14 protein-coding genes are annotated in these 14,566 nt (G+C 34.7%); 3 read left to right on the top strand and 11 right to left on the bottom strand.

Translation table 11 applies throughout. The features are described 5' to 3' along the window. Positions 1-10: 10 nt before the first annotated feature. On the bottom strand, positions 11-1,402 hold the full coding sequence (gene aglA, locus X927_RS05395; protein WP_103077078.1) for an alpha-glucosidase AglA: 1,392 nt from the start codon (positions 1,400-1,402) through the stop codon (positions 11-13). A 212-nt stretch (positions 1,403-1,614) separates the two neighbouring features. Between aglA and X927_RS05390 the strand changes: the two genes are divergently transcribed. After that, positions 1,615-2,778, top strand: a complete 1,164-nt coding sequence (locus tag X927_RS05390; protein WP_169925150.1) for a glycerol-3-phosphate acyltransferase — start codon at positions 1,615-1,617, stop codon at positions 2,776-2,778. A gap of 47 nt (positions 2,779-2,825) precedes the next feature. On the opposite strand, the gene X927_RS05385 is transcribed toward X927_RS05390, so the two are convergent. Further along, positions 2,826-3,452 carry a PepSY domain-containing protein gene (locus X927_RS05385; protein ID WP_103077076.1) on the bottom strand — a complete coding sequence of 209 codons (627 nt, stop codon included), beginning with the start codon at positions 3,450-3,452 and terminating at the stop codon, positions 2,826-2,828. A gap of 216 nt (positions 3,453-3,668) precedes the next feature. Between X927_RS05385 and X927_RS05380 the strand changes: the two genes are divergently transcribed. Next, complete coding sequence (locus X927_RS05380; RefSeq protein ID WP_103077075.1) at positions 3,669-4,337, top strand: response regulator transcription factor; 669 nt, start codon at positions 3,669-3,671, stop codon at positions 4,335-4,337. A 26-nt stretch (positions 4,338-4,363) separates the two neighbouring features. Beyond that, on the top strand, positions 4,364-5,704 hold the full coding sequence (locus X927_RS05375) for a sensor histidine kinase (protein WP_103077074.1): 1,341 nt from the start codon (positions 4,364-4,366) through the stop codon (positions 5,702-5,704). 17 nt (positions 5,705-5,721) lie between these two features. On the opposite strand, the gene X927_RS05370 is transcribed toward X927_RS05375, so the two are convergent. The 9 genes from X927_RS05370 to X927_RS05330 form a co-directional block, all read right to left on the bottom strand. Beyond that, positions 5,722-7,431 (bottom strand): NADH-dependent [FeFe] hydrogenase, group A6, encoded by a 1,710-nt coding sequence (locus X927_RS05370; protein WP_103077073.1) that lies wholly within the window; start codon positions 7,429-7,431, stop codon positions 5,722-5,724. Next, complete coding sequence (locus X927_RS05365; RefSeq protein ID WP_103077072.1) at positions 7,428-8,642, bottom strand: complex I 51 kDa subunit family protein; 1,215 nt, start codon at positions 8,640-8,642, stop codon at positions 7,428-7,430. Before X927_RS05365 ends, X927_RS05370 begins: the two co-directional genes overlap by 4 nt. A 12-nt stretch (positions 8,643-8,654) precedes the next feature. Continuing rightward, complete coding sequence (locus X927_RS05360) at positions 8,655-9,074, bottom strand: NADH-quinone oxidoreductase subunit NuoE family protein (RefSeq protein ID WP_245855480.1); 420 nt, start codon at positions 9,072-9,074, stop codon at positions 8,655-8,657. A gap of 221 nt (positions 9,075-9,295) precedes the next feature. Further along, positions 9,296-9,739, bottom strand: a complete 444-nt coding sequence (locus X927_RS05355; protein WP_169925149.1) for a PspC domain-containing protein — start codon at positions 9,737-9,739, stop codon at positions 9,296-9,298. Between the two features lie 188 nt (positions 9,740-9,927). Continuing rightward, positions 9,928-10,482 carry a DUF402 domain-containing protein gene (locus tag X927_RS05350; protein WP_103077069.1) on the bottom strand — a complete coding sequence of 185 codons (555 nt, stop codon included), beginning with the start codon at positions 10,480-10,482 and terminating at the stop codon, positions 9,928-9,930. Between the two features lie 22 nt (positions 10,483-10,504). After that, the gene (locus X927_RS05345) at positions 10,505-11,737 is read right to left on the bottom strand and encodes a DUF1015 domain-containing protein (protein ID WP_103077068.1); all 1,233 of its coding nucleotides are present in this window, start codon (positions 11,735-11,737) and stop codon (positions 10,505-10,507) included. 2 nt (positions 11,738-11,739) lie between these two features. Then, positions 11,740-12,171 (bottom strand): rRNA maturation RNase YbeY, encoded by a 432-nt coding sequence (gene ybeY / locus X927_RS05340; RefSeq protein WP_103077067.1) that lies wholly within the window; start codon positions 12,169-12,171, stop codon positions 11,740-11,742. Positions 12,172-12,184: 13 nt separating this feature from the next. Continuing rightward, positions 12,185-13,600, bottom strand: coding sequence for an HDIG domain-containing metalloprotein (locus X927_RS05335; RefSeq protein WP_103077066.1), 1,416 nt, complete (start codon positions 13,598-13,600; stop codon positions 12,185-12,187). Between the two features lie 18 nt (positions 13,601-13,618). Further along, positions 13,619-14,500, bottom strand: a complete 882-nt coding sequence (locus X927_RS05330; protein ID WP_103077114.1) for a PhoH family protein — start codon at positions 14,498-14,500, stop codon at positions 13,619-13,621. Positions 14,501-14,566 lie beyond the last annotated feature (66 nt).

Below are 14,566 nucleotides of genomic sequence, written 5' to 3'. Positions count from 1 at the left end.
AAACACGTTATTATCTTCCATAATGTTCCTTCATTTCCTTGTTAAATGGAAGATCGAATATTTCATCCCACAATTTAGGAATATCATCGTAATTTTTGGTTCTTGGATCTCTTACCAACACTTCTTCTAAGATATTTCTATCTCCTGTTATAAAGGCTTCTAACGCCATTTCCATTCTTGTAATTCTAGGAATTATATAGTAATTTTTAATCTTTTCTGGTAGATCCGGTTGTATCTTTTCAGGAGAAATTCCATTTTTGTTAACTTTTACAGGGACTTCTACAACTACATCGTCAGGAATATTTTTTATCGTTCCATTATTCAAGATATTCAAGAATAATCTTGCTTCAACATCGTTAGTTAATGCGTTTATAAAAGGTATCTGTTGTTCACCACTCATTTTTTCTTTTGGGAATTCTTCAGGCCAGTTTTCTGTTATTTTGATACTTGGATCTTTCGAAACTTGAATTATCATTCTTTTTATTTGACGTAATTCTTCATAGAACTTCGGTCTTTCAACTTCGTTGTCTATCCCCCCGAACTTTCCATACCATTTCTTTTTTGCTTGTAAACTATGATGATGTTTCCATGTGCTGTTTCTAGTTGTATCTCCTATGGGCAATAATCCATAGAATTTGTACATATCGATAACCGCTGGAGCTAAATGAGTATCCCAAGGATCTTTTGGTTCCCAATTGTTTGATTCTTCTTCTATCCATTTGTCTAAGATTGGGTAAGCCTCTTCGCCCTTGTATAAAAATCTGTTCAGCCAAATTCCGTGGTTCACTCCAGCTACCTGCCAATCAGTTTCGTTTTCTTCTAATCCTAAAGTTTTAAGAACTTCGTGGACACCTCCAACCCCATGACAAAAGCCTACTACTTTTACATTGGTAAGCTTTTTAATCAATTGTGTAATTTCGAAAACAGGGTTAGCGGTTTGTATAAGCCATGCATTCGGACATATTTTTTCAATTGATTTGGCTATATTTAGTGATAAGTTTAAATGATTGTAGTTTGTGAATGTATAATAATCCGATACCATGTTGAATTCTTGACTATCTATTCCTCTGTAGTAACCATATTTTTCTGCAACATCACGCATGATTTCATAACTTACATAACCATCTTCATGGCCTGGTGCCCTATATAATGCTGTGTTTATAACAAAGTCTGCATCTTTCAATGATTCTTCACGGTTGGTAGTTTTTTCAAATTTAAGGTTACCACCTATTTCTTCGGTGTATCTTTTAGCGAGGTTATCTACGGCATTTAATCGCTCTTCGTCTATGTCCATGAAAGAGATTAAGCTTCCGTTTAATTCCTTTGTTTTTGCTAAATCTCCTACTAATTTTACTGTGTACCTAACACTACCTGCTCCTATAAAAGAAATTTTAACTGGCATGTTTTTCTAACTCCTTTAATTAATTCATTCTAAAATCGAATTTATTCATATCCATTTTAAATTAAAATAAACAAAAAGTCAAACTTGATTTTACTTGATTATGGTCAATGTAATCCAATTAAATGCAAATATTTTTGATTAGGTTGATTTTTCTCATTTTTTCTAAAGATTTGAAAAGTAGAGTATAATTAAAAATGAGAGGTGATCAATATATGAGATTTTTTATCTCGTTGGTTGCGAGTTATCTTATCGGTTCGATACCATGGAGTTTTATTTTTGCAAAAATTTTTTCTGGAAAGGATATTAGAAAAGAAGGAACTAAAAATGTCGGCGCAACTAACGCCTGGAAAATAGCCGGACCTGTAGCAGGTATATTATCTTTTACAGGAGATTCTACCAAAGGGGTTTTGGCTATTTTAATTGGTTTTTTGCTTGGTATAGGTAAGAATTGGTGGCCATTACTTGCTTTAGTAGCAATAATAGGTCATTCTTGGTCTATTTGGCTGAAGGGTAAGGGTGGTGTTGGGGTAGCAGCCGCTGTGGGATCTTTTGTTGTTTTGTTTCCGTTAGAGTCTGCCGCCTTTGGTATATTAGCTGGAACGTTATGGCTTACTTTTGGTAAGGGGATAATGTTCGTTTTGTCATTTTTGTGGCCCTTTGTTATTTTGATAGGATATTTGAGAGGTACTATGGATTTATTGGGTACTGTTTTGACTATTATTTTGGTGGCTTGGCTTTTTATTAAAGGTTGGGAGAATTTGAAAAGAGCTTTCCAAGAGGTAAAAGAACCTTTAAAAGATAATTTTGTTAGAAGAAAGATCTGGCGTTATATGGGTCTTTTGTTCCCGGCGCTTGCTTACCCACTTTGGGGTCCTGTAGTTTTTAGATATATTGTTGTAATTGCTGGTTTAATAGCTTTTTCTCTTGAATTAATAAGAAAATACTCAAAAAGTATAAATGAGTTTTTGAAGAAAATTTTTAAACCTGTTGGAAAAAGCGATGAGGCTCATAAAATTTCCGGAACAAGTTATTTTCTTATGGGTTCAGCTATTGCGGGATTGTTCCCCGTTCCATATTCTTTGATCTCTATTGTGATGTTAGCACTGGGAGATTCTTGGGCTGTACTGGTCGGGAAAAAGTGGGGTAAACATCAATGGTTGAAAGGGAAGACGGTGGAAGGGAGTTTAGCGTGTTTTTTCATTTCTTTTGCATCGGGAACTGTTTACATGAATTTGATCGGGTTACCAATTAGTTATGTGAGTTTGATTGTGGGTGCTCTTTCGGCAACTGTGGTGGAAGGGTTTGGTAGTTGGTTAAACGATAATTTGACGATAGCTCCAATGGCAGCTTTTTTCATGTGGTTTGTTAATATTTAAAAATTCCCCTGCAGATTTTTTGCAGGGGAAGTTGAACTGGGAGGATTTTAGAAGTTTTCATTTAGTGGAGCTTCAAATTCTCCGGGAGTACTTTCTTCAGTGGAAGTCCCTGATTCGCTCGGCATACTTTCAGTGGGTTGTGGCATCTCTACTTCTCCTTCAGGAGAAATTATTTCACCATTAGATGGATTCACTTTCACTGTTAAGTCAGAGAGTTCAATTGTGTAAACAGGGTTACCTGTTTCATCTGCTTCTATCTTTGCTGATTGAAACACATTTTCGGGATATGCACTTACAACAGTTTTTACAGCTTCCTCTAAAGATATGTTTACCATAGATAAGAGGTTCAAAGTTTCTTCAGATGGAGTTTGCCCTTCCTTCGTGGACAATATTTCTCCGGTTTGTTTGTCCACTTGAACTTCTGTTCCATCGTCAAATTTGAAAGTGTAAGTGCCTTTATCTTTACCGAAAAGTCCTTTATCAGCAGTTATAGAAACTAGGGTTCCTTCCGGTATTGTGGCTTTGACGGTTTGTATTAGTTGATCTATTGGAACTCCCACTAATTCTCCTGGTTCTTCTGATGTTGCAGGTGGTTGTTCAGGTAACTGAGCAAACACGAATCCACTGATTAGAAAAGTCACTATAATCAGTGTTCCTAATAGTCTTTTGGTCATCTCTTTCACCTCCTTGTTTTGGTATTCCCTTCCCTCCACCCTTTACACTATTAGTCTATAATTCAGGAATGAAATTCCTATGAGAGTGAACTTAACTTAAACTGAAAGTTTTATAGTAAAAAAATGAATGATTAAAAAGTTATTTTTTTCATAAAAGTTTAATTTGAAAGTCAGAAAATTAGTTGTGATAGAATATTAATTATCGAGGTGGATAGTATGAAAATTCTTGTTGTTGAGGATGAAGAAAAACTTGCTAATATAATAAAAAGGGGACTTACGGAAGAAGGATACTGTATCGACGTTGTTTACGATGGAGAAGAAGCAGAAAACTATGCAAAATATTCTTCATACGATTTGATAATTTTAGATATAATGCTACCAAAAAAAGATGGGATAACCGTTTGTCAAAATTTAAGGAAAGAAAATATCAATACTCCAATATTGATGCTAACTGCAAAAGATAGTGTGGGAGACAGAGTTAAGGGTTTAGATTCCGGAGCAGACGATTATTTGGTAAAACCTTTTGATTTCGATGAATTATTTGCAAGGGTTAGATCTCTGCTAAGAAGAGAAAGTTTTACCCGCAACCCGATTCTTAAAGTGGGGGATTTAACTTTAAACACCTTAACAAGAGAGGTTTGGATGGGAGAGAAAAAATTGAAATTAACCCCAAAGGAATACAATATCTTGGAGTATTTTATGAGAAACCCAAGAATAGTAGTTACAAGGACTATTCTTGAGGAAAAGATGTGGGATATCGACTTTGAAGGGAATTCAAACGTTATAGATGTATATATAAGAAGATTGAGAAAGAAAATTGGAGATAAAGAGGGTAAAATTCTAGAAACTGTTAGAGGAGCTGGTTACAGGTTAACGGTATCTTAGGTTTTTTTAAGAGCATAAAGTTCAAATTGACCGTTTGGTACTTACTAATAATGGCCATTTTGCTTTTAGTATTTGGGCTGAGCTCTTATTATGCTTTAAGCTACAGCCTATATGATAATATTGATAATTTTTTGTTGACAAGAATGGGTGATTTTAAAGGAGTATTAGAAAAAACAGAAAATGTTGAAGATATTGAAAATATAAAAGCGTTGCCAAACGAAATGATTTACATTTATAGTGATGATGCTAGTTTATTAAGGTTTTATGGCTATCTTATAAAAATACCAGACATTCAGGGGAAGGTACAAAAAGCCAATGCAGGCGAAACATTTTTCTTCAATTTAACCACCGACTTCAATTGGAACACTAGATTTTATGTTTCAACTGCAAAGCTAAAAGAAAATTCGAATGTTGTCATAATCATTGGAAGATTTACTAATGAGATAGAGAATGTTTTGGCTCGTTTGAAAATGATTCTGATATCGACTGGTGTTTTGGTAATGATTCTTGCTGGGATAGGGGGATTTTTTTATGCCGATAGTTCTCTTAAACCTGTTGAAAAAATTATAGATACGGCAAAAAATATCGAAGAAAATAATTTAAATGAAAGGATAAAAGTAAAAACGCAAGATGAGTTAGGAAGGCTAGCTTCCACGTTGAATCAAATGATTTCGAGACTTGAAAAAGCCTTTGAACAACAGAAGCAATTCACCGCAGATGTTTCTCACGATTTAAGAACCCCACTTTCGATAATACAAGCGGAAAGTAGTTTGTCTTTGAAAAAAGACAGGTCGATAGAGGAGTATAAAAAATCTTTAGAGTTGATCTTAGAAGAAACTTCTTATATGTCAGAAATTATAGATAAATTGCTATTTTTAGCCAGGAGTGATAACAAAACTCAATTTTACAATTTTACCAAAACTAATTTGAAATCTTTGTTGGAAGAAGTAATAAAAAAAGTTAGTCCTTTGTACCTCAACAAAGGTTTAGCATTAGAAGTTGCAAAGTTGGAAGAGCTATATATCAGGGCAGATAAAGATAAATTAAAAGAAGCTATTATAAATATTTTAGATAATTCTTTAAAATATACGGATAAAGGGAAAGTTACTATTTCTTCTGTTAAAAAAGGTAATTTTGCTAAAATATCTATAGAAGACACTGGTAGAGGTATTCCTAAAGAAGATTTAAATAGAATATTCGATCGTTTCTATAGGGGAGATAAAGCAAGGACAAGCAGTGAAAAAAGTACTGGATTAGGACTGGCAATTGTTAAAGAGATCGTTAATGCTCATGATGGAAGAATAGAAGTGAAGAGTGAAGTTGGAAAAGGAACTGTGTTTTCTTTATTTTTGCCTATTGAAAAATAAGGGCCAAAAGGCCCTTATTAGCTTCTTGCAATATAGGTTGTGTGCAACAATTCATGAGATTTCTCGCTTAATGGTTCTCCAAGAAATTCTTCGTATAAAGTTTTGATAGCAGGGTTTTCATGAGATTTTCTTATTGACAGGGATCTGTCAATTTCGTATATCGCTTGCATCCTTTTTAGGAGTATTTCATTGTTTGTTGGGATAGGTTGACCACCTCCACCAATACATCCACCTGGACATGCCATGAATTCCACAAATTGAAACTCTTTTTCACCGCTTTTGATCATTTCTAAAACCTTTCTGGCGTTCCCTAAACCATTCACGACAGCCACTTTTAAATTTATTCCATCAATTTCTACAGTAGCTTGCTTTATTCCTTCGATGCCTCTAACGGATTCAAAGTCCAATTTTTCTAATTCTTTACCGGTTATTACTTCGTAGGCAGTCCTAAGAGCAGCTTCCATAACACCACCCGTTGCTCCAAAAATTGCACCGGCACCAGAAGAGATACCTAGAGGTTCATCGTACTCCTCCTGTGGAACGTTCAACAAATCTATGCCAGCTAGTTTAAACATTTTTGCCAATTCACGGGTAGTTAATACATAATCAACATCACCCTTCATTTCTGACCTAACTCGTTCAAATTTCTTGGCGGTACATGGCATGACAGAAACGACAACCGTATCTTCTTTTGAGATTCCTAATTTGTTTGCATAATATGTTTTGGCAATAGCTCCAAACATCTGTTGAGGAGATTTACACGATGAAAGGTTATCAATAAATTCGGGATAATTATGTTCTAAGAATTTAACCCATCCGGGACTACAGGACGTGAATAAAGGAAGCTTTCCATTATTTTTGAATCTTTCAATGAATTCATTTGCTTCTTCCATTATCGTTAAGTCAGCAGCAAAGTTAGTATCGAAGACTTTATCAAATCCTAACAATCTTAAGCCCGCAACCATTTGTTTTGTTGCGATTTTTCCTGGTTCCGCTCCGAATTCTTCAGCTATTGCAACTCTAACGGCAGGAGCCGTTTGCACGATTACATATTTACTTTCGTCAGAGAGAGCAGCCCATACTTGATCCATTTGGTAGACCTCGTGTAATGCTCCTGTGGGGCATTCTAAAATACATTGCCCACAATTTGTACAATCTACGTTCCCCATACCTTTGTCCATGAAAGTTGTCACGTATGTATCTGGCCCTCTATTTGCAATCGTTAATATGTTAACCGACTGGACTTCTGAGCATTTTCTGACGCACCGGTTACAAACGATACATTTTTGTGGTTCTCTCACAATTGAATAACTGCTTCTATCTTCTGGTAGACCATTAGATATTGGAGGGACCCTTATTTCAGTTACACCTATTTCTTCGGCAACCTCTTTTATCTCACAACTGCCGGATTTTGAACATGTAAGACAATTTAAGTTGCAATTTATTCCATGAGAAGCTATTATCAATTCCATGATAGTTTTTCTTGTCTTTCTTACTCTTTGAGAATGAGTAAAAATTTCCATACCATCGGTTATTTTTGTTACACAAGCTGGTTTTAAGGTTCTTTCCCCCTTTATTTCAACTGAGCAAAGTCTACAACTTCCAAAAGGTTCAAGTTTTTCAGAGTAACAAAGTGTAGGTATTTTTATGTGAGCTTTCTTTGTGGCGTCTAAAATACTAATTTCCTGATCGAATTCATATTCTCTGTTATTTATCTTTACTTTCATACTTCCACCTTCTTTGTGTAAAATTTCTCAAATATGGAGAGAATAAGGTTCAAAGAAGATTCTCCAAATCCACAACGTGCTGCAGAGCTTACCGCGTACTGTATATCAGAGATTATTTCTATTTCGTGTGAAGTTGGATATCCTCTTTTATATATATCCGATACGATTTTGTTTATGTTCTTATTTCCTTCTCTACATGGGAAACACGTTCCACATGTTTCGTCTCGGAAAAAGTCGGAGACATTTTTAACGATTTCTAAATGATTTCTTTGTGAAGAAACTACTATCATTCCGCCAGATCCGATGTTACTCCCCATTTTTTGAAGATTTTCATAGGTGTAAGGTACATTTAATTCATCTTCAGTTAATGCTTCGGTGGAAATTCCACCTGGTATAACAAAGCCGATTTTTTCCCCTTTAACCCCTCCTGCCACTTCTTGTACAATATCTTTAACTGTTAACTTTCCAAATTCTACTTCGTAAACGCCTGGTTTGTTGACATCACCACTGATAGAGACTAATTTTGTTCCTCTGCTTTTTTCTGTTCCCATTTGTGAATAAGGGTTGTTATCGTAACTCATTATTTCTGCTGCCGCAGCTAATGTTTCAACGTTATTGACAACTGTTGGTTTACCATACAATCCCTCAAAAACTGGTAAAGGAGGTTTTATACGAGATTTTCCTCTGTCTCCTTCAATGGAATTGATTAAAGATGTCTCATCTCCACAAACGTAGGCGCCTGCACCTCTCACTAACTTCAAATCAAACAAGAAATCCGAGTTTAGAATATTTTCTCCCAATATATTTTTTTCATAAAGTTTTTCGATCGCTTTCTTAACGATTTTTATTGCCTCTACATATTCACCTCTAATGTAGATGTAACCATATTTAGATCCAGTGGCATAACCGCTGATTATTATGCCTTCCAAAACTTTAAAAGGTAGATTTTCCATCAAAAATCTGTCTTTGAAAGTTCCGGGTTCTCCTTCATCCGCATTACATATGATAAATTTGGTGTCATTTTCAATTGAAAACACCGTTTCCCATTTTATACCTGTAGGGAATCCGGCTCCGCCTCTTCCTCTTAAACCACTTTCTTTTATTTTGTTGATAACTTGTTGGGGCTGCATCTTCAAAGCATTTTTTAAGCCGAGAAAGTCGTATTCTTCCAAATTTTTGCCTAAGTCTTTTTTTAGAAAGATTCTTTCCATTATTTCCCCCTCCTATTCCAGTGAATCGAGTATTTGAATCGCCTTGGTAACAGTTAGATGAGTGTAATAAGTATCGTTAACCATCATAACAGGGCCTTCATCACAATGCCCCAAACATTCAACTACCTCTAGAGTGAATTTTTTGTCTTTTGTGGTTTCATTTTCTTCAACTTTGAGATAATCTTTCAAGGCTTTAACTAAGGTTGTGGACTCGTTTAATCTACATGAGACACTGTCACATACACGTACGATGTATTTCCCCGTTGGTTCAAGATGGAACATAGAATAAAAACTGATCACCCCGTACAACTGAGCTTTTGGGATGTCTCTTTTTTGCGAGATTCTCAAGATATCCTCTTCGGAGATGAATCCATACGTTTCTTGAATATCGTGAAGTTCTTCCAAGAGTTCTTTTTCATAATACTTTTCCATTCCATCGCCTCCTTCTAATTTTGAAATACAAAAACTTTGATGCATTTATTAGCAAAATCTAGATTGTTAATATTTTCACTAAATTTGAGCAATTTTTAACATATTTATGTGAAAAAAAGCGCTAAAATAATACTATATACGTTGTTAAAAAGCTTTTTAGCGCCCCTTTCGCCCCGCTGCCCACCCTTTAGAATAAAAGAGTCTTTGCCCTTCGCCCTAAGTTATTTTTTGGTTCTTGATTTGGAAATCAAATATGCCCCAATTCCGATCAATAATATACTTATCACGATTTTGATAAAATTTCTAAAGAAAAATGTCGAAGGAGTTATTATACTTACCAAAATAATTAGCCCAATTACGATAAATAGTAATGCAAACAACCCTATAACGACTTTTCTGTCTTCGTCTTCTAGATTATGTGAAATATGATGGTGCTCGGTTCCGGGCGTTTCTTCTAAATGTTCATCAGAATAACGATTTCCTTGAGGTTGCGGTGGGATTATAAAAATTGCGATTATGTACAAAATAACCCCAAATCCCCAAACTAGGCTTAACACAATCCACAAAAGTCGTATGATAACTGGATCAATTTCGAAATACTCACCTAAGCCTCCACAAACGCCGGCTAAAATCTTATTTTCTCTGGAACGATAAAGTTTTCTCATTTTTTTCCCCTCCAGTTTTGAAGTGATAGCTGCCATTAGAAGCTTTTTTAGCGCCCCTTTGCCCCGCTCCCCACCCTTTTTAGGGAAGGGAGCTGGGGTCCCTTAGCCCCGCTGCCCACCCATAAGGATAAAAGGTCTTTACTCTTATTACCGCTGTCCCCCTTTTTAAGGAAGGGACCTGGGGCCCTTTAAACTTCGTTACCCATCAAAGTTTTGTTTTTCAAAAGCCAATTAATAGCATTGGTACCAAATCTGAGGTGAAGAGAGTCAATTACACCCAAATAATTAAAATCATTAATAAAATGCTCAAGAGTTATTAAATTTTTTTGCATATCAGATAAGGTGATCTTTTTGCATTCAAAAGCTTTTAATAATTCCCCCATATCAAGTATTTTATATTTTAAGTCGTTATAAATTAGAAGATCCAATTCTTGATCTTGAAATTCAATATTGTCACTGCTGACATTGTATTTGCCAAAATCTATATAAACGAGATATTTAGACATTTCACCTTTCTCGTCGTGATAATAAGTTAGCATCACGTTGTCACTGGGGCATAATATGCGTTTTATGAAAACAACCGAGTTATGAGAAGATAAAATCTTCCATTTCCTTTTTATTCCATACAGATTATTTTCAAATACCCTTATTTCATCTACTTGAATTTTTTCGTCAACGGCATGAGTTTTTATTTGTTCAATTTTGTTATTTAAATCAAATTTATAGTATTTTATAACTACCACCTCTAATGTGTGGAAGAAAGACCTAGCTTAATTCATGAATTAATAAGCCACTCCTCAATTTTGGTTCAAACCAAGTAGATTTAGGCGGCATTATCTTATTCATCTCTGCAACTTTTAAGAGTTGGTCTATTTGCGTGGGATACATAGAAAATCCAACCATCCAATCTTTTTTGTCTATCCACTTTTCGATTTCTTTTACGCCTCTAATACCACCCAGGAAATATATTCTTGGATCGGTTCTGGGATCTTTTATAGAAAGTATGGGATCCAATAAGTATTTTTGCAATATATGTACATCAAGGTTTTCAACAGGATCTTCACTTTCTTCACCTTTAAATGTGAGTTTGTACCATTTTTTTTGAAGATACATACCAAAAGAGTGAGGTAAATCTGGGGAATAAGGTGAAAAAGGAGCTTCTTCTACTTGAAAATAGGAACTGATCTTTTTCAAAAATTCTTCTTCTTTTAAACCGTTTAGATCTTTAACTATTCTATTGTACGGGAGTATTCTGAGTTCGTTGTGGGGGAAAATAGCAGCCATAAAATAATTGTAGGGTTTGTCCAAAGAGTAATTTGTGTCTTTTTCTTTCATTATTTTTTGAACTCTGGAAGCGGCAGCAGCTCTATGGTGCCCATCTACAATGTAAAGATATTCGATACTATTGAAAGCTTTTTCGATTTGTTCCCTTTCGTCTTCTTCCTGGATTTTGATAAGTTCATGTTTCACATTGTTTTCATCGCAAAAGGAATAAAGAATTTCCTTGTTTTTTATAAGCTTGTCAATGATCGCTTTTAAATCTTCTTGGGCTTTGTAGGTTAAGAAAACGGGTCCGGTTTGTGCATTTAGATTTAATATGTGATTTGTCCTATCGTCTTCTTTGTCTCTTCTTGTTAATTCATGTTTTTTTATAATTCCTTTATCGTACTCATCCACACTCACAACAGCAAAAAAGCCTGTTTGAGAAACCCCTTGCCAGGTTTCACGATAAATATAAAAGGATGGTTCGGAATCTTTAATTAACACCCCATTTTTGATAAAGGATTCAAGATTTTCTTTAGCTTTTTTGTAAATAGCCTCTTTAGAATCTTCTTCCGCCTCTACTTCGGACCTTGTTACCCTCAAAAAAGAATTGGGGTTTCTGGAGATTATTTCCTTAACTTCATCCTCCTCAAGTACGTCGTAGGGTGGGCAAGAAAAACACTGTTCTATCCCTTTATATGGTCTTAAAGCTTTAAAGGGCTTTACTGTAGCCAACTCTATCTCCTCCTGTCTTTAATTAATTGATGAAAATATTGATCTTGAACTTCAAACATCTTTTTGGCATCTTCTTCGGAGTTTTCATGATCATAGCCAACGATATGTAGTAAGCCATGAATAAGTATATAATAAAATTCTTCTTCAAAGGAATTGCCAAAATCAGGCGCTTGTTTTTCTATCCTTTCAACAGAAATAACAATATCTCCAATGACAGGTTCGTTTAAACCATAAGAAAAGGATAAAACATCCGTCGGTGTACTTTTACCTCTGTATTTATTGTATTCGCTTATACTATTATCGTCGGTGATTAATATGTTTAATTCAAAATTTCCTTCGCCAACCTCGTTTAGAAGAAGTTTTTTGGCGATATCTTTGATTTTTTTACTGTCTATCTTTCTTAAATCTTGTTGGTTTATAACGTTTATTTTCAAAGACGTTCTCCCTCTACTCTCTAAGTTCTTTTGCCTCAACTTTGGGATAGGATATCCTTTTATGATTCATTTCCATTATGGTTCTAATAATACGGCCTTTTATCTTTCTGATTTCTCTAAGTGTTAATCCACAATCGTCTAACTGTCCCTCAAAAAAAAGAGAGTTTATCAAATTATCAAGTTTTTCATTAAGATCCACAGCGCTTAACTCTTGCATGCTTCTTACCATGGCTTCGGTTACATCACATATCATTAGTATAGCAGCTTCCTTAAATTGAGGAATGGGTCCGGGATATCTGAACATGTTGGTATCTTTTATCCCTGTTTGATTATAATATTCGCTGTAAAAGAATTGCTTAACCCTTGTGCCGTGATGCTGTGCTATCATATCCTCTATCAGTATGGGTAAACGGTATTTTTTTGCCAATTCGATACCATAGGTAACATGGTTGTTTAATATCAGAGAACTTAATTTAGCACTTATATCAGAATGAGGGTTTTTATTCTTTTGGTTTTCTGAGAAAAACTGAGGTCTCCACACCTTCCCTATATCGTGGAAGTACGAACCTACTCTAGCTAACACCGTATTTCCATTGATAATTTCAGAGGAACTTTCCGCTAAGTTAGATATGATCATGCTGTGATAGTATGTTCCCGGTGCTTTCAAAGAAAGATTTTTTAGCAAAGGATTGCTTAAATTACCCAGTTCCAATAAACCGATCTCTGAATAAACTCTAGTTAAGTATTCAAAGAAGGGTAAGATACCCATAGTTACCAACATGCTTAAAAAATTACTTTCGATTATTATGAGATAGTCCAAAGGGTTATAGTATAAGTTAATAACATAAGCAACGATAATTTGTGTTAAACTAGCCCATAAAAATGGTAGTATTATCTCTACTCTCCTTTTGATCTTTCTTGATGATAGTGCGACAACTGCTGCAGGTAAAAACAAAAAAATTGTGAACTTCAAGTCAAATCCGAATAAAATACCAAAGTAAGCGGAAAATATGAGGCCAGAAATTAAACCGGTAGAGTAATCTATTAGTAAGGTTATTATCAACGTACTCAATATGGTCGATATTGCAAATATATTCACATATTTATAAACAAAAAGATTCAGAATTATATTGAAAAAGAGCGGCGTTAGAAAAGCCGCCCAGTAATTTTTAGGATGAAGTTCAAACATTTTGTTCCTAGGTAACAAAAATTCTCCGATAAATATCCAAAATACAAGAAAAACGAGGTTAAAACTTAACTGAAAGTTCAATGAAATTCTGTGAAAAATGAGCCATTCAGCGAATAAGGATAAAAATATAAAAAGAATCACCCTAATTATAAAACCTTTATTTTTAGAAAAAAATAAATTTGCTTTTTGAAAAAGGCTTTTGCTGGTTTGTTTATTGTTTTCTGTATTTTTGCTCTTCATACAGTGGAAAACACTTCCTTATTCAGCGTTTTCATAATCTTCATAGGCTTTTATAATTTCTTTTACTAAAGGATTCCTTACCACATCGTTATTTGATAGTTCAATGAATTTTATCCCAGAAATGCTTCCATTCAACACCTTTCTAACCGATAGTAACCCTGAATCTTTCTTTTTCTCTAAGTCTATTTGTGTAACATCTCCAGTGATGACCGCCTTAGTGTTGAACCCTATCCTTGTTAAAAACATTTTCATTTGTTGATAAGTTGTATTCTGAGCTTCGTCTAGAATAATATAAGAATTGTTTAACGTTCTACCTCTCATGTAGGCTAAAGGTAGTATTTCTATAATACCTTTTTCTCTGTATGAAATCAGTTTGTCTGTATCCATAAAATCAAGTAGGGCATCATATAACGGCCTTAAATAGGGATCGACTTTTTCATAAAAGCTACCAGGTAAAAAACCTAGTTTTTCTCCTGCTTCAACAGCTGGTCTTGTTAAAATTATCCTTTGAACTTTACCCGATCTTAAATAATCTACCGCCATAGCAACCGCTAGATATGTTTTGCCCGTTCCGGCTGGTCCTATACTAAAAACAATATCATTATTTTTTAAGTAGTCGATGTAATTTGCTTGACCTTCAGTTTTTGCGAATATTTGAGTACCCAAAATGCGAGTATTGATAACTTCTTTCATTGATTTTTTCTTTTCTTCAGTCTTAGAGCCATTCCCGTTGGTTTTATACCTAGAAACCACGTATTGGAATTCATCCCAATCGAGTAAATGACCCTCGTCTAAAATTTCTAAAAGTTCTGTGAATATCTTTGATGTTTTATTAACCGAGTCATCATCCTTTCCTTCGATGAAAATTTTTCTGTTTTTATAATGTATATCTACGTTCATCTCTTTTTTTATGTACTTTGTTCGACTATCATAAGCCCCAAAAATTTCAATCGGTTCCACATTCTC

The sequence above is a fragment of the Petrotoga mexicana DSM 14811 genome, assembly GCF_002895565.1.
Taxonomy (GTDB): domain Bacteria; phylum Thermotogota; class Thermotogae; order Petrotogales; family Petrotogaceae; genus Petrotoga; species Petrotoga mexicana.
This window is presented reverse-complemented; position numbering and strand designations above follow the sequence as displayed.